This is a genomic window from Streptomyces sp. NPDC002776, from assembly GCF_053592195.1.
This window is the reverse complement of the sequence record NZ_JBSFVG010000028.1, coordinates 14,961-30,649: the sequence shown is the minus strand read 5'-3', so window position 1 is coordinate 30,649 and position 15,689 is coordinate 14,961. Positions and strand designations below refer to the sequence as shown.

Sequence of the window (15,689 nt, the reverse complement as noted above, 5' to 3'; positions counted from 1 at the left end):
GTCTCCTAGCGCCGGATGCGGGTCATCTTCGGGTCGAAGAGCGGCTCTTCGGCGACCGTGGCCGGGATCTTCCCGCCGAAGTACCCGATGTGGACGGCGGTGCCGGTGGCGAGCGGGGGCAGCCACGCATAGGCGACGCAGCGGCCCAGGGTGTAGCCGTACGAGGCGCTGGTCACGTAACCGGCCGGGGCGCCGTCGACGTGGACGGGCTCCTTGCCGAGGACGACGTCGGCGGGGTCGTCGAGGAGGAGGGGGGTGAGGCGGCGGGTCTGCGCGGGACGGTCGCGGAGCGCCTCCTGGCCCACGAAGGCGTCCTTGTCCATCCGCACCGCGAATCCGAGGCCCGCCTCGAACGGGTCGTGCTCGTCGGTCATGTCGACGCCCCACGCGCGGTACCCCTTCTCCAGCCGCAGCGAGTTGAAGGCCGAGCGGCCGGCGGCGATCACCCCGAGGCCCTGGCCCGCCTCCCAGAGGGTGTCCCACAGGCGCAGGCCCAGATCGGCGGTGGTGTACAGCTCCCAGCCGAGTTCACCGACGTACGACAGGCGCATGGCGGTCACCGGGACGTGTCCGATGTACGTCTCCTGCGCCCGGAAGTAGCCGAAGGCCCCGTGCGAGAAGTCGTCGCGGGTGAGGGGCTGGACGAGGTCGCGGGCGAGCGGCCCCCAGACGCCGATGCAGCAGGTGCCGGAGGTGATGTCCCGGAGGTGGACGTTGTCGGGCGCGTGGCGGGTGAGCCAGTCCAGGTCGGCGGGGGAGTTGGCGCCGACCTGGAAGCGGTCGGGGGCGAGCCGGGCGACGGTGAGGTCGGAGCGGATGCCGCCGGTCGGGTCGAGCAGGAGGGTGTAGGTGACCGCGCCGGGCTTCTTGCGGAGGTTGTTGCTGGTCATGCGGTTGAGGAAGTCGAGGGCCCCCGGGCCGGTGACCTCCAGGCGGCGCAGCGGGGTCATGTCGTACAGGGCGACCTTCTCGCGGGTCGCCTGGGCCTCCGCCGCCGCGATGGGCGACCAGTAGCGGGAGGGCCAGGCGTCGCGCGGAGGGAGCCGGATCGCGTCGGCGAGGGGCGCGTTGGCCTCGTACCAGTGCGGACGCTCCCAGCCGCCGCCCTCCAGGAAGAACGCGCCGAGCTGCTGCTGGCGGGCGTAGAAGGGGCTCACGCGCAACGGGCGGGGCCGCTCCATCGGCTGGAGGGGGTGGAGAACGTCGTACACCTCGACGAACTGCTGTGAACCGCGCTCACGGATGTACGCCGGTGAACGCTGCGCTTCCTCGAAGCGCGTGAGGTCGCACTCGTGCAGGTCGAGGCTGGGGCGGCCGTTCACCATCCACTCGGCCACCGCCTTCGCGGCGCCGGCGGAGTGGGTGACCCAGACGGCCTCCGCCAGCCAGAAGCCTCGGACGTGACGTGATTCGCCGAGGACGGGCATGCCGTCGGGGGTGAAGGAGAAGACGCCGTTGAAGCCCTCCTCGATCTCGGAGTCACGCAGCGCCGGGAGCAGCCAGCGGCAGTCGTCCCAGGCCGGCGCCCAGTCCTGCGGGGCGAAGGGGTACGAGGAGGGCATGTCCCGGCCCTGGGCGCGGGCCTCGTCGTACGGCGGCACCGCGAACGGGTCGACGGGCAGCGGGCGGTGGGCGTAGGAGCCGATGCCGATGCGGTCGGTGTGCTCACGGAAGTACAGGTCGCGGTCCTGGAAGCGGAGGATGGGCCTCAAGGCTTCCGTGGTCGTGGAGGTCGTTGAGGCGGTCGTGGTGGTCGGTGTGGTCGCTGCTCCGAGTTCCGGCAGCGGCTTGGTTTTCGCGTACTGGTGTGCGAGTGGCTGCAGCGGTACCTGGACGCCGGCCATACGGCCGATCACCGGTCCCCAGAAACCGGCCGCGGAGACGACGTGGTCGGCGGGGAAGGAACCCTGGTCGGTGAGTACGGCGGTGACGCGGTGCCCTTCCTTCTCGATGCCGGTCACGGTGTGGCGTTCCAGGAAGCGGGCGCCTCTTTGAGTGGCCCGTTCCCGCTGGGCGCGGGCCGCGAGGAGGGCGCGGGCCAGGCCGTCGTCGGGGGTGTGGAAGCCGCCGAGGACCACCGACTCGTCCAGCAGCGGCCACAGTTCCTTGCAGCGGGCGGCGCCGACGATCTCGCCGCGGATGCCCCAGGCGGCGGCGTAACCGGCCCTGCGATGCAGTTCGGTGAGGCGTTCCGGGGTGGTGGCGAGCTCCAGGCCGCCGACCCGGTCGAAACAGGGAACTCCGTCCACGGTCAGGGCGTTGAACTTCTCGACCGTGTACTTGGCGAACTCCGAGAGCGTCCGGGACGGGCTGGTCTGGAAGACGAGTCCGGGCGCGTGCGAGGTGGAGCCGCCGGGGGCGGGCAGGGGGCCCTGTTCGAGGACGGTGACGTCGGTCCAGCCGCGCGCGGTCAGTTCGTCGGCGAGCGAGCAGCCGACGATGCCGGCACCGATGACGACCACACGGGGGGACTGGCTTTCGGGGGTGCTGGACATGCCCCTCCTTGCGGGGTGGTCGACGGGGCTCACAGGACCACGACCGAGCGCAGCACCTCACCCCGGTGCATCTTGGCGAAGGCCTCCTCGACCTGGTCGAGGGCGATCGTCTCGGTCACGAAGGCGTTCAGGTCCAACAGCCCGTAGAGGTACTGGTCGACGAGGAACGGGAAGTCCCGGCTCGGCAGACAGTCCCCGTACCAGGACGACTTGATCGCGCCGCCGCGTGAGAACACGTCGATCAGCGGGAGCTCGACCTTCATCTCGGGGGAGGGGACGCCGACCTGCACCAGCACGCCCGCGTGGTCGCGCATGTAGAAGGCCTGGGTGAAGGTCTCGGAGCGGCCCACGGCGTCGATCGCGATGTCGACTCCATGGCCGTCGGTGAGCGCCCGCACCGCCTCCACCGGGTCCGTGCCACGGGAGTTGACCGTGTGCGTGGCGCCGAACTTCTCCGCCTGGTCGAGCTTCTTGTCGTCGATGTCGACGGCGATGACCTTCATGGCGCCGTTCAGACAGGCTCCGGCGATGGCTGCGTTGCCGACGCCGCCGCAGCCGATGACGGCGACCGAGTCGCCGCGCCCGACTCGGCCGGTGTTCACCGCGGCGCCGTAACCGGCCATCACGCCACAGCCGATGAGGCCGGCTGCCTCGGGCCGGGCGGCCGGGTCGATCCGCACCGCCTGCCCCGCCGCGACCAGCGTCTTCTCGGCGAAGGCGCCGATGCCGAGGGCGTTGCTGAGCGGGGTGCCGTCGAGCAGCGTCATCGGCTGCCCGGCGTTGCGGGAGTCGAAGCAGTACCAGGGACGGCCGCGGCGGCAGGAACGGCACCTGCCGCACGGGGCCCGCCAGGCGAGGACGACGTAGTCACCGGGTGAGAGGTCGGTGACACCTTCGCCGACCGCCTCGATCGTGCCGGCCGCCTCATGTCCCAGCAGGAACGGGAAGTCGTCGTTGACCCCGCCGTCGCGGTAGTGCAGGTCGGTGTGGCAGACCCCGCAGGCCTGTACGGCGACCAGCACCTCACCGGGGCCCGGATCGGGGACGACGATCGTCCGCACCTCGACGGGTGCGCCCTTCTTCACAGCGACTACGGCACGGACCTCGTGTGGCACGACCGGGCTCCTCTGCTGTTGCGCACTGCACGATGGGTTGCGCGATGAGGAACATAGTGAGAACGCCATCAAGCGGCCGTCAAGAGGCGCGAGTTAACCCTTGGCAAAAGGAATCCGCGAGGCGAAACGTGTCGGACACATGGCGGCGGAGGCCGTCGGACACGGGACGGCGGGGGCCGTCGGACACAGAGGCGGCGCGGGAGCAGGAGGAACCTGGTCCCGCGCCGTGATCCGCTCGTTCGGCTTGCTGCTGTTCGGAGGCTTTCGGTCAGAAGCCGTATCCCATACGGCGGGACAGCTCGGCCCCGGCCGCCACCGTGCGCTTGGCCAGCTCGGGCAGCCGGTCGCTGTTCAGCCGGTAGACCGGGCCCGAGACACTGATCGCCGCGATCACCTTGCCGTCGTGCGAACGCACCGGTGCCGCCACGGCGGCCAGCCCCAGCTCCAGCTCCTCCAGGGTGATGCCGTAACCCTGCTCCACCACGGCCTCCAACTCCCCGCGCAGCGCCGAGGCGCCGGTGATCGTGCGCTCCGTGAACCGCGGCAACGGGCGGGCCAGCAGCCCCTCGCGCAGGGTGGGTGACATGTGCGCGAGCATCACCTTGCCGCTGGAGGTGGCGTGCAGCGGGGTGCGCCGGCCCAGCCAGTTCTGCGCCGTCACCGACGCCGTGCCGCGGGCCTGCATGATGTTGACCGCCGCGTCGTCGTCCAGCACGGCGATGTTGACCGTCTCGCCCAGCTCGTCGGCGAGTTCCCGGCAGACCGGGACACCCTCCTGCGAGATGTCGAGGCGCACTGCCGCCGCCCCCGCGAGGCGCAGGACGCCGGCGCCCAGGTAGTACTTGCCGCGGTCCTTCGCCTGGGCCACCAGGCCGCGGTTCTCCAGGACGCCGAGCAGCCGGAAGGCCGTCGACTTGTGCACGTCCAGTTCGTCGGCGATCTCGGTGACGCCCGCCTCCCCGTGCCGGGCCAGGATCTCCAGGACGCTCACGGCGCGGTCCACCGACTGCACCGCGCTCGCCGCGCCCCTTCCGCCCTGCTTCTCCGGGCTGGGCGTGCTGGCACCTGGGACGGACTGCTGCCTCTGCGTGCGGGTCATGGCTCAACTCTCACCACCTGGGGGCCCGATTCGGGCCGCATCTGCGGGAAACCCTTGACGCGACGGTCGCCCCGCGCGGATTCTGTTGCGCATAGCGCTCGCTCGTGCGCCATGCGAAACATCATGTTACCAAGCGTCCGGTCCCCGGTAGGGGCCGAACAGCACATGCGGCCGCACCCGGCTCCGGACCGACGGCGTCCCGGAACCCCGGGCGCACCGCGGCACCGCAGCAACGCAGTCGCGCAACGCAGCACTCCGGCCCTGGAACCCCGCTTCCGGGCTGTCTCTCCGCGGACCGCCTTACAAAGGCCCGCGCTCCTGACTCCCTGCCGCACCTGGACCACACCTGTCCGGACCAGCGCTCCGGACCGAAAGGGGGGCCCGTGATTCCCGTCTGCCGCCTCGAAGACCTCCCCGAGGGCGAGTCCGTCCGCATCGGGACGACACCACCCGTCGCCGTGTTCCGCACCGAGGACGGCGAGCTGTACGCCATCGACGACACCTGCACCCACCAGGACGCCTCCCTCTCCGAGGGCTGGCTGGAGGGCTGCCTGGTCGAATGTCCGCTGCACGCCGCCTCCTTCGACCTGCGCACCGGCGAACCGACCTGCCTCCCGGCCCGCCGAGCCGTCCGCACCCACCGGGTCACGGTCGACGACGGAGTCATCCACGTCCACCTGGCGCGGGAAGAGGGTACGGCCGCATGAACGCCGTGACCCGGCCGACGCAGGGCCACTGTGCTGACTCGTGCGCGACCTTGGCCAAGAGGAGGCGCACCGCATGAGGACCGTGACCGTCGTCGGCGCCTCCCTCGCCGGGCTGTACGCGGCCCGGGAACTGCGCGCCCAGGGCTTCGACGGTCGACTGGTGATCGTCGGCGACGAATCCCACCGCCCCTATGACCGGCCTCCCCTCTCCAAGGACTTCCTCACCGGCCGGATCGACGAGGACCGACTCGCCCTCACCGACGCCGAGGAGACCGCGGAACTCGACGCCGAGTGGCGCCTCAGCACCCGGGCCCGCGGCCTCGACGTCCGCGGACGCGCGGTTCTGCTCGACAACGGCCGTACGGTGTCCACCGACGGCGTCGTCATCGCCACCGGCGCCTCGCCCCGCCGCCTCCCCGGGGCCGAACTCGCCGGCGTCCACACCCTGCGCACCCTCGACGACGCCCGAACCCTGCGCGAGGAACTCACCCAGGGCCCCCGACGTGTCGTCGTCATCGGTGGCGGCTTCATCGGCGCCGAGACCGCGTCCTCCTGCGCCGCCCTCGGCCACACGGTCACCGTGGTCGAAGCCGCATCGCTGCCGCTCGTGCCCCAGCTCGGCGTCGAGATGGCCGCCGTGTGCGCGGCCCTGCACCGCCGGGGCGGAGTCGAACTGGTCACCGCTACCGGCGTGGCCGGGCTGACGGGCATCGCCGCCGTCAGCGGCGTGGCACTCGCCGACGGCCGTGACCTCCCGGCCGACGTCGTGATCGTCGGCATCGGTGCCGTCCCCAACACGGCCTGGCTGGCCGGGTCCACGCTCGCCTTTCAGGACGGTGTCCTGTGCGATGACGGCTGTATGACGGCGCTGCCCCAGGTGGTCGCCGTCGGAGACGTCGCCCGCGTCGGCGGCCACCGCGCGGAGCACTGGACCTCCGCCACGGAACAGCCCCGGGTCGCCGTCGCCAACCTGCTCGCCGGGCACACCTCCCGGACGGTGAGGTCGCTGCCCTACTTCTGGTCCGACCAGTACGGCGCCCGCATCCAGTTCGCCGGCCACCGCCGGGACGGGGACACCGTCCGTATCGCCGAGGGCGCTCTGTCCGACGGGGCACCGGCCGAGGGAGGCTTCCTCGCGGTGTACGAGAGGGACGGCCGTACGACCGCGGTCCTCGCCGTGGACAGACCGCGCCCCTTCATGCGGCTACGTCGTGAACTGGGGGGAGGGGACAGGCGTATGGGGGCGTCGGTGTCCTGAAGGGGCGCTTTCCGGGTACCGATGCTCGGGTGCCCCCGCCTCGCCTCAGGAGTGCGACAACTGCCCCGCGCCGCCCCGCCCGTGTATCCGCTCCTGGCCCCGCCCGGCCGCCCTGGCCTGGCGCTGCGCCCGGCGCCGCTCCCGCCGCAACTGACGCGCGGTGCTGGCCGGTGTCGACACCACGCCGTGGCGCTGGTTCCACACCTGACGGGTCACCCAGACGTCCAGCGCGGCCCAGGTGGCGACCACTGTGCTGGCCACGCTGCTGAGCACCATCGGGAACGCCAGCCACGAGCCCGCCAGGGTGCACAGGAAGGCCACCATCGCCTGCATCAGCGTCACGGCGATGATCAGCACCGCCCGCACCGCCGCCGTGCGCACCGGATCGGGCAGCCGACGGCGACGCGCCGGTTCCTCGACCCACAGCGGGGGATACAGCGCCTCCTCGCGCTCCTCCCGCTCGTGCGAGGTGACCCGCGGAGGCGTCACCGCCTTCTCCTCCGGGGCCGCTGGAACTCCCGTCCGGGCCGCCGGAATGTCGAGATTCGGCGCCTCCGGACCCTCCCGCACCGTCAGGCGCGTCGCCGCGCCGCCGTCCTCAGGCGCCTTGCGCCGCTGAGCCGTGCCCATCACCGTGTCACTCCCCACCGCCAGCAGACCGCTCGCTTCCGTGTCCGAAGACCCGGCTCCCCAACGGCTGCCCGGCTTGCGCTGTTTTACGCCGCCGGGAGGCGAGATGCGGCTCCTGTGGCCGATTCTGCCCCCGTTTCCCATGGAGAAAGACGAACGACCTCGCCCGAAGATTCCCAACGAGGGAAAAATTCCAGCCAATTGATATTGCGGACGAGCCGGGCCGGTCCCGGCGGCCCGTGCCGGGATCCGGGAGGCAATCTCCCCCAATGGCCGGACAACTCCCCATGTCTCGCCCCCGGTACGGAAGTTCAGCTTCCGGACGGCTCTTCGAGTTACGTGTGCGTCGGTAGTAGGCTCGCGCCGTTTGTTGACGCACATGTGTACCCCCGTCCGGTGGGGGTCGAGCTGGGGGAGGCCATGCGCTTTCGCGGGAAGTCCATCCGCCGGAAGATCGTGGCGTTGCTTCTCGTGCCGCTGGTGTCCCTCACCGCGATCTGGGGCTTCGCCACGGTACTGACGGGTCGCGAGGCACAGCAGCTGTTCAATGTGTCGTCCGTCGTGGAAAAGATCGGCTACCCCATCGAGGACACGGTCCGTGTCCTCCAGCAGGAACGCCGGCAGACACTTGTCCACCTCGCCGACCCGCGCGCCTCCGACGGGCTCGCCACCCTGAGGCGCAGCCGCAGCGCCACCGACGAAGCCGTCGCCGAGATCCGCAAGAACGCCCAGGATCCCGACGTGCGCGACGCGATGGGTCAGGGCACGGACGAACGCCTCACCGCCGTCCTGGACGCCTTCGACGGCATCGACTCCCTGCGCCGCAGCGTCGAGGACGGCACCGTCAACCGGGCCACCGCGCTGAACCTCTACAACAGCCTGATCGACCCCTGTTACGTGCTCCTCGCCAACCTCCACGTCGTCGACAACGTGGAGATGGACAAGGAGTACCGCGCCCTGGTCAACCTGGCGCGCGCCCGCGAGCTGCTCTCCCGCGAGGACGCCCTCCTCGGCTCCGCGCTGATCGTCGGCAGGCTCTCGCACGACGAACTCCGCGCGGTCTCCGACTACGCCGCCCAGCGCACCCTGATCTACGACGTCAACCTCCCCCTGCTGCCCTCCTGGGAGCGGGACCGCTTCACCCGCTTCTGGAAGAACGCCGCGAGCGCCCCGCTGCGCGTCGCCGAGGAATCCGCCGTCTCGACCGGCGCCGGCACGCCCAGCGGCGTCACCGCGAAGAGCTGGGACTCCGCGGCCGGCAACGTCCTCGACGAGCTCGCCGAGCTCAACGACCAGGCGGCCGACCGCTACCAGGACCGGGTCCGGCCGGTCGCGATGGGCGTCATCGCCAAGGCGGCCATCGCCGGTGTGCTCGGTCTCGTCGCCCTGCTGGTCTCGCTGGTCCTGTCCGTCCGGATCGGCCGCACCCTCATCCGCGACCTGCGACAGCTGCGCCTGGAGGCCCACGAGGCGTCCGGCGTCCGGCTGCCCAGCGTGATGCGCCGCCTGTCGACGGGCGAGCAGGTCGACGTGGAGACCGAGGTCCCCCGCCTGGAGTACGACAAGAACGAGATCGGCGAGGTCGGCCAGGCCCTCAACACCCTCCAGCGCGCCGCCGTGGAGGCCGCCGTCAAACAGGCCGAACTGCGCGCCGGGGTCTCCGAGGTCTTCGTCAACCTCGCCCGCCGCAGCCAGGTACTCCTGCACAAGCAGCTCACCCTCCTCGACACCATGGAACGCCGGACCGAGGACACCGACGAACTCGCCGACCTGTTCCGCCTCGACCACCTCACCACCCGTATGCGCCGGCACGCCGAGGGCCTGGTGATCCTCTCCGGCGCCGCCCCCTCCCGGCAGTGGCGCAAGCCCGTCCAGCTCATGGACGTGGTGCGGGCCGCCGTCGCCGAGGTCGAGGACTACGAGCGCATCGAGGTCCGCCGGCTGCCCCGGGTGGCCGTCACCGGCCCGGCCGTCGCGGACCTCACCCATCTGGTGGCCGAACTCCTGGAGAACGCCACCGTGTTCTCCCCGCCGCACACCGCCGTCCATGTGCTCGGCGAACGCGTCGCCAACGGCTTCACCCTCGAGATCCACGACCGCGGACTCGGCATGGCCGCCGACGCGCTCCTGGACGCCAACCTCCGGCTGGCCGAGACCCCCGAGTTCGAGCTCTCCGACACCGACCGGCTCGGTCTCTTCGTGGTCAGCCGGCTCGCCCAGCGGCAGAACGTCCGGGTCTCCCTCCAGCCGTCCCCGTACGGCGGCACCACCGCCGTCGTGTTCATCCCCGACGCGCTGCTGACGGACGACGTACCGGACACCAACGGTCTCGGTTTCCGGCTGGACCGGCCCGGCCCCTCCAAGGAGGCCGAGCTGGAGGAGGCCCGCCGACTGGAGGAGAGCCGCCGAGCCGCCCTCGCCCAGGTGCCCGTACAGCTGCCCGGGCTGCCCACCCAGCTCCTCGACGGGCCGGTCGAGCTGGAGGCGCCCGTCGATCTGCACGCCCTGGGCGACTTCCCGGACGGACTGGACGAGGAGGACGGCGAGCGCGGCGGTCTTTTCCGCCCGCGCCGCTCCCACCTCGCCCGCGCGGAGGACACCACCGCCCGCCACGACCCGCCGGACTCCGCCGACCCGGACCACGCCGCCGCGGAGGACCACCTGGATGCCGCGGTTCCGCTGCCCCGGCGCCGGACGCCGAAGCTGGTCAGCTCGCACGGGCGCCCCGTCACCGACCAGCGCTCCCGACGCGACGAGGCCGAGGAGCACCCGGCGGGCGCCGGCCGCCACGAGCCGGCCACCCCGGCACCGCTGCCGAGCCGGCGGCGCGGGGACGCGCCCCCGCGTCGCGGTCCCGGCACCTCCGACCCGGTCGGCGAGCGGACCGGCCCGGCCACGGGCCGGGACTCCTCGGGGGAGCCCTCCCCCCTTCCCCGGCGCACCCGGCGCGCGGAGATCGAGTCCAGCAACCCGGGCGCGCCGGACCGGCACCCCGCCCCCAGGCCGCAGCAGCCCGGCTCCGGCACCGGACCGCTGCCCCGGCGGGTACGCCAGGCCAATCTCGCACCACAGCTCAAACGGGATCCCGCCCGACCGACCGAGGGCTCGACGGAGCCCACCGAGCGGGATGCCGACGAGGTACGCAACCGCATGGCCTCGCTCCAGCGCGGCTGGCAGCGCGGCCGCGAGGAGAACGCCGCGGGCGACGACGCCCCCAGCGGCACAGCACCACGAGGAACGACAAAGGGGGACGGTCGATGACCGCACCGAAGGCGACCGGCCATACCGCGACCACCGCGTCCGGCGAGCTCAACTGGCTCCTCGACGACCTGGTGGACCGCGTCGCCAGCATCCGCAAGGCCGTCGTGCTCTCCGGGGACGGCCTGCCGACGGGTGCGTCCAAGGACCTGACCCGGGAGGACAGCGAGCACCTGGCCGCCGTCGCCTCCGGCTTCCACAGCCTCGCCAAGGGCGTGGGCCGCCACTTCGAGGCGGGCAGCGTGCGGCAGACGGTCGTCGAGCTCGACGACGCCTTCCTGTTCGTGACGGCCGCCGGCGACGGCAGCTGCCTGGCCGTCCTCTCGGATGCCGACTCGGACGTCGGCCAGGTCGCGTACGAGATGACCCTCCTGGTCAAGCGGGTCGGGGTGCATCTGGGCACCGCTCCACGCACCGACCTGCCCGCAGGCGGGTAGTGGGATGACATGAGTGCAGACGGTCAGGGAAGAAGCCACTGGTTCGACGACGAGGCCGGACCGGTGGTCCGTCCGTACGCCATGACGCGTGGCCGCACCACCAGTGCGGCCCAGCACCGCCTCGATCTCATCGCGGTGGTCGTCGCGGAGTCGCGCGCGGACGATCCGGAACCGGATTCGACCCTCTCCCCGGAGCACGTGGACATCGTCGACCTGTGCCGTGACGCCCCGCAGTCGGTCGCCGAACTCGCCGCCGAACTCGACCTTCCCATCGGCGTGGTACGCGTCCTCGTCGGGGATCTGGTGGACGGGGAACTCGTCCATGTGAACCGGCCCGTTCCCCCGGCGGAACTGGTCGACGAGAGTATTCTGCGCGACGTGATCAACGGCCTCAGGGCCCTGTGACCGGCGCGGAAGCGGGGTACTGACGTGACTGGCTGGCAGTTCTGGGTCGACCGGGGCGGCACCTTCACCGACATCGTCGCGCGACGACCGGACGGCCGCCTGCTGACGCACAAGCTGCTCTCGGAGAACCCGGCACACTACGCCGACGCGGCCGTGGAGGGCGTACACCGGCTGATGAACGGCTCGACGGAGCCCGTCGAGGCCGTCCGGATGGGCACCACCGTCGCCACCAACGCCCTCCTGGAACGCAAGGGCGAACGCACCCTCCTGATCGTCACCCGCGGCTTCCGCGACGCCCTGCGCATCGCCTACCAGGACCGCCCGCGCATCTTCGCCCGCCGCATCGAACTCCCCGAGCTGCTGTACGAGCGGGTCGTCGAGGTCGACGAGCGCATCGCCGCCGACGGCACCGTCCTGCGCGCCCCCGACCTCGAAGCCCTCGCCGGGCCGCTGCGCCAGGCCTACGACGACGGGATCCGCGCCGTCGCCGTGGTGTGCATGCACAGCCACCTCCACCCGGCCCACGAACAGGCCGTCGGACAGCTCGCCGCCCGGACCGGCTTCCCCCAGATCTCGCTGTCCAGTGAGGTCAGCCCGCTGATGAAGCTCGTCCCGCGCGGGGACACCGCCGTGGTCGACGCCTACCTCTCGCCCGTACTGCGCCGCTACGTCAGGCATGTCGCCGACGCCCTCCACGGGGTGCGGCTGATGTTCATGCAGTCCAACGGCGGCCTCGCCGAGGCAGGGCAGTTCCGCGGGAAGGACGCCATCCTCTCCGGCCCCGCCGGCGGCATCGTCGGCATGGCCCGCATGTCGCAGCTGGCCGGCTTCGACCGGGTCATCGGTTTCGACATGGGCGGCACCTCCACCGACGTGTCGCACTTCGCGGGCGAGTACGAACGCGTCTTCACCACCCGGATCGCCGGTGTCCGGCTGCGCGCCCCCATGCTCGACATCCACACCGTGGCGGCGGGCGGTGGCTCCGTCCTCCACTTCGACGGCTCCCGCTACCGGGTGGGACCCGACTCGGCGGGCGCGGACCCCGGCCCCGCCTGCTACCGCGGCGGCGGCCCGCTCACCGTCACGGACGCCAATGTCATGCTCGGCCGTATCCACCCGGCCCACTTCCCCTCGGTGTTCGGCCCGGACGGCGACCAGCCGCTCGACGCGGACCTCGTCCGCGACCGGTTCGCCGCCCTCGCGCGCGAGATCAGGGAGCGGACCGGCGACGACCGCACCCCCGAACAGGTCGCCGAGGGCTACCTGCGGATCGCCGTCTCCAACATCGCCAACGCGGTCAAGCGGATCTCCGTGCAGAAGGGCCACGACGTCACCCGCTACGCCCTCACCACCTTCGGAGGTGCGGGCGGCCAGCACGCCTGCGCGGTCGCCGGCTCGCTCGGCATCCGCACCGTCCTCGTCCCGCCCATGGCCGGTGTCCTGTCCGCGCTCGGCATCGGCCTCGCCGACACCACCGCCATGCGCGAACGGTCGGTCGAAGCCCCCCTCGAAGCGGCCTCGATGCCCGGCGTCCGCAAGACCGCCGACGACCTGGAAGCTGCCGCCCGCGCCGAACTCCTCGCCGAAGACGTCCCCGAGGACCGCGTACGGGTCACCCGCCGCGCACAGCTCCGCTACGACGGCACCGACACCACCCTCACCGTCGAGCTCGCCGAGCCCGACGCCATGCGCCACACCTTCGAAGAACGTCATCGCGCCACGTACTCCTTCACCCTCGACCGCCCGATCGTCGTCGAAGCCCTCTCCGTCGAAGCCACCGGCATCACCCAACCCCCCGATCTCTCCACCCTGGCCACCCACCAGGGCCGCGCCTCCGCCCCCGGCACCGTCCGCCTCCACACGGGCGGCGCCTGGCGCGACGTACCCCTCCACCGCCGCGAGGACCTTCCTCCCGGCGAGTCCGTCACCGGCCCCGCGATCATCACCGAGGCCGGCGCGACGACCGTCGTCGACGACGGCTGGCGGGCCGCGACGACCGGCGACGGGCATCTGGTCATGGAACGCACGGCGATTACGGAGAGTTCCGATCTCGACACGAAAGCGGATCCCGTTCTGCTGGAGGTCTTCAACAACCTCTTCATGTCGATCGCCGAACAGATGGGCGCCCGCCTGGAGTCCACCGCCCAGTCCGTCAACATCAAGGAGCGCCTGGACTTCTCCTGCGCCCTCTTCGACCCCGACGGAAACCTGGTGGCCAACGCCCCGCACATCCCCGTCCACCTGGGTTCGATGGGCACCAGCGTCAAGGAGGTCCTCCGGCGCCGCGGCGACTCGATGCGACCCGGCGACACCTACGCGGTCAACGACCCGTACCACGGCGGCACCCACCTGCCCGACGTCACCGTGATCACCCCGGTCTTCGACACGCAGGGTGAACGGATCCTCTTCTACGTCGCCTCCCGCGGCCACCACGCCGAGATCGGCGGTATCGCCCCGGGCTCCATGCCCGCGAACAGCCGCACCATCGAGGAGGAGGGCATCCTCTTCGACAACTGGCTGCTCGCCGAGGGCGGCCGCTTCCGCGAGGAGGAAACCCTCCGCCTGCTCACCGAGGCGCCCTACCCGTCCCGCAATCCCGAGACCAACCTCGCCGACCTGCGCGCTCAGATCGCGGCCAACCGCAAGGGAGCCGACGAAGTCGCCCGCATGATCGAGGAGTTCGGCCTGGATGTCGTCCAGGCCTACATGCGGCACGTCCAGGACAACGCAGAGGAGGCCGTCCGCCGTGTCATCGACGCCCTCGACGACGGCGAGTCCGCCTACGAGACCGACTCCGGCGCCGTCATCCGCGTCCACGTGCGCGTGGACCGCGAAAACCGCTCCGTCACTGTCGACTTCAGCGGCACGTCACCGCAGCTGACCACCAACTACAACGCCCCCGGCTCGGTGGTCGACGCGGCTGTCCTGTACGTCTTCCGCACCCTCGTCGCCGACGACATCCCGCTCAACGACGGCTGCCTGCGGCCCCTGAGCATCGTCGTACCGCCCGGCTCCATGCTCGCCCCCGAACCGCCGGCCGCGGTCGTCGCGGGCAACGTGGAGACGTCCCAGGCGATCACCGGCGCGCTCTACGCGGCGCTCGGAGTCCAGGCCGAGGGCTCCGGCACCATGAACAACGTCACCTTCGGCAACGCACGCCACCAGTACTACGAGACCGTCGCCTCCGGATCCGGTGCGGGCGACGGCTTCCCCGGCGCGCCCGTCGTCCAGACCCATATGACCAACTCGCGGCTCACCGACCCCGAGGTCCTGGAATGGCGCCTGCCGGTGCGCCTGGACGAATTCGCCGTCCGGCGCGGCAGCGGCGGGGCCGGACGGTGGCGCGGCGGGGACGGTGCCGTGCGCCGGATCCGCTTTCTCGAGCCCATGACCGTCTCCACGCTCTCCCAGCACCGCAGAATCCCGCCGTACGGTCTGGCGGGCGGTGCCCCCGGCGCGCTCGGCGCCAACCGCGTGGAACGGGCGGACGGCACGGTCACCCTACTTGCCGGCAGCGACGCGGCGGACGTCGGTCCCGGCGACGTACTCGTCATCGAAACCCCCGGCGGCGGAGGCTACGGCACACCGCCGCCCGACCCCCCATCAAGCAGGAGAAGAGAACGATGATCTTCGGGCGTTCTGAGCGCGGCAAGCCCCCGGTCGAGCCCGTCACGCTCAAGATCCTGGTGGCCGGCGGCTTCGGGGTGGGCAAGACCACCCTGGTCGGCGCGGTCAGCGAGATCAGGCCGCTGCGCACCGAGGAGTTCCTCACCGAGGCCGGCCGCCCCATCGACGACACGCGCGGGGTGGAGGGCAAGAACACCACCACCGTGGCGATGGACTTCGGCCGCATCACCCTGCGCGAGGACCTCGTGCTGTACCTGTTCGGGACACCCGGACAGGAGCGGTTCTGGTTCATGTGGGACGAGCTCTCCGAGGGCGCGCTCGGTGCCGTCGTGCTGGCCGACACACGCCGCCTGGAGGACTGCTTCGCCGCCGTCGACTACTTCGAGCGGCGCTCCATACCCTTCCTCGTCGGTGTCAACTGCTTCGAGGGGTCCGCCCGTTACCCGGCCGACGACATCAAGCGGGCCCTCGACCTCGACGAGGACGTACCCGTCGTGCTGTGCGACGCACGCGACCGGGAGTCCGTGAAGGAAGTCCTCATCGGCGTCGTCCAGCACGCCATGGCCCACGCGGCGGACCGCAGGCAGGCCGTCACCACCTGACCCCGCGTGCGCACGGCCCGTACCCCCGCCGACCGGGGTACGGGCCGCGGCTCGTG

At 71.7% G+C, this 15,689-nt stretch carries 10 protein-coding genes and 1 pseudogene; 7 read left to right on the top strand and 4 right to left on the bottom strand.

The annotated features are described in order from the left end of the window. Positions 1-5: 5 nt before the first annotated feature. From ACWD11_RS33325 to ACWD11_RS33315, 3 genes are all read right to left on the bottom strand, one after another. A complete protein-coding gene (locus tag ACWD11_RS33325; RefSeq protein WP_451287594.1) occupies positions 6-2,495 on the bottom strand; it encodes a GcvT family protein in 2,490 nt (829 codons plus the stop codon). A 29-nt stretch (positions 2,496-2,524) separates the two neighbouring features. Continuing rightward, the gene (locus tag ACWD11_RS33320) at positions 2,525-3,610 is read right to left on the bottom strand and encodes an S-(hydroxymethyl)mycothiol dehydrogenase (RefSeq protein WP_389420621.1); all 1,086 of its coding nucleotides are present in this window, start codon (positions 3,608-3,610) and stop codon (positions 2,525-2,527) included. A gap of 268 nt (positions 3,611-3,878) precedes the next feature. After that, complete coding sequence (locus tag ACWD11_RS33315) at positions 3,879-4,709, bottom strand: IclR family transcriptional regulator (RefSeq protein ID WP_389420620.1); 831 nt, start codon at positions 4,707-4,709, stop codon at positions 3,879-3,881. 383 nt (positions 4,710-5,092) lie between these two features. On the opposite strand from ACWD11_RS33315, the gene ACWD11_RS33310 reads away from it, so the two are divergent. Both ACWD11_RS33310 and ACWD11_RS33305 read left to right on the top strand, forming a co-directional pair. Continuing rightward, entirely contained in the window at positions 5,093-5,416 is a 324-nt protein-coding gene (locus ACWD11_RS33310; protein ID WP_389420619.1) for a bifunctional 3-phenylpropionate/cinnamic acid dioxygenase ferredoxin subunit, read from the top strand. Between the two features lie 73 nt (positions 5,417-5,489). After that, a complete protein-coding gene (locus ACWD11_RS33305) occupies positions 5,490-6,674 on the top strand; it encodes an NAD(P)/FAD-dependent oxidoreductase (RefSeq protein WP_389420618.1) in 1,185 nt (394 codons plus the stop codon). A 45-nt stretch (positions 6,675-6,719) separates the two neighbouring features. Here the strand turns inward: ACWD11_RS33305 and ACWD11_RS33300 are convergent, their stop codons facing one another. Beyond that, a complete protein-coding gene (locus ACWD11_RS33300) occupies positions 6,720-7,304 on the bottom strand; it encodes a hypothetical protein (RefSeq protein ID WP_451287591.1) in 585 nt (194 codons plus the stop codon). 420 nt (positions 7,305-7,724) lie between these two features. Between ACWD11_RS33300 and ACWD11_RS33295 the strand changes: the two genes are divergently transcribed. The 5 genes and pseudogenes from ACWD11_RS33295 to ACWD11_RS33275 all read left to right on the top strand — a co-directional run bounded on the left by ACWD11_RS33295 (position 7,725) and on the right by ACWD11_RS33275 (position 15,633). Further along, positions 7,725-10,565, top strand: a complete 2,841-nt coding sequence (locus ACWD11_RS33295; RefSeq protein ID WP_451287589.1) for a nitrate- and nitrite sensing domain-containing protein — start codon at positions 7,725-7,727, stop codon at positions 10,563-10,565. Then, entirely contained in the window at positions 10,562-10,999 is a 438-nt protein-coding gene (locus ACWD11_RS33290) for a roadblock/LC7 domain-containing protein (RefSeq protein ID WP_389420616.1), read from the top strand. The genes ACWD11_RS33295 and ACWD11_RS33290 overlap by 4 nt, the downstream gene beginning before the upstream one ends. 9 nt (positions 11,000-11,008) lie before the next feature. Beyond that, a complete protein-coding gene (locus ACWD11_RS33285; RefSeq protein ID WP_389420615.1) occupies positions 11,009-11,404 on the top strand; it encodes a DUF742 domain-containing protein in 396 nt (131 codons plus the stop codon). 24 nt (positions 11,405-11,428) lie between these two features. Continuing rightward, positions 11,429-15,047: pseudogene (locus ACWD11_RS33280) on the top strand (hydantoinase B/oxoprolinase family protein). Further along, on the top strand, positions 15,028-15,633 hold the full coding sequence (locus tag ACWD11_RS33275; RefSeq protein ID WP_389420614.1) for a GTP-binding protein: 606 nt from the start codon (positions 15,028-15,030) through the stop codon (positions 15,631-15,633). The pseudogene ACWD11_RS33280 and the gene ACWD11_RS33275 overlap by 20 nt, the downstream one beginning before the upstream one ends. The last annotated feature ends 56 nt before the right edge of the window (positions 15,634-15,689 follow it).

Bases quoted from the DNA above. Each gene is read 5' to 3' on its own strand.
- ACWD11_RS33300 (WP_451287591.1), bottom strand. From the start codon at position 7,304: ATGGGCACGGCTCAGCGGCGCAAGGCGCCTGAGGACGGCGGCGCGGCG.
- ACWD11_RS33315 (WP_389420620.1), bottom strand. From the start codon at position 4,709: ATGACCCGCACGCAGAGGCAGCAGTCCGTCCCAGGTGCCAGCACGCCC.
- ACWD11_RS33285 (WP_389420615.1), top strand. From the start codon at position 11,009: ATGAGTGCAGACGGTCAGGGAAGAAGCCACTGGTTCGACGACGAGGCC.
- ACWD11_RS33305 (WP_389420618.1), top strand. From the start codon at position 5,490: ATGAGGACCGTGACCGTCGTCGGCGCCTCCCTCGCCGGGCTGTACGCG.
- ACWD11_RS33290 (WP_389420616.1), top strand. From the start codon at position 10,562: ATGACCGCACCGAAGGCGACCGGCCATACCGCGACCACCGCGTCCGGC.
- ACWD11_RS33275 (WP_389420614.1), top strand. From the start codon at position 15,028: ATGATCTTCGGGCGTTCTGAGCGCGGCAAGCCCCCGGTCGAGCCCGTC.
- ACWD11_RS33295 (WP_451287589.1), top strand. From the start codon at position 7,725: ATGCGCTTTCGCGGGAAGTCCATCCGCCGGAAGATCGTGGCGTTGCTT.
- ACWD11_RS33325 (WP_451287594.1), bottom strand. From the start codon at position 2,495: ATGTCCAGCACCCCCGAAAGCCAGTCCCCCCGTGTGGTCGTCATCGGT.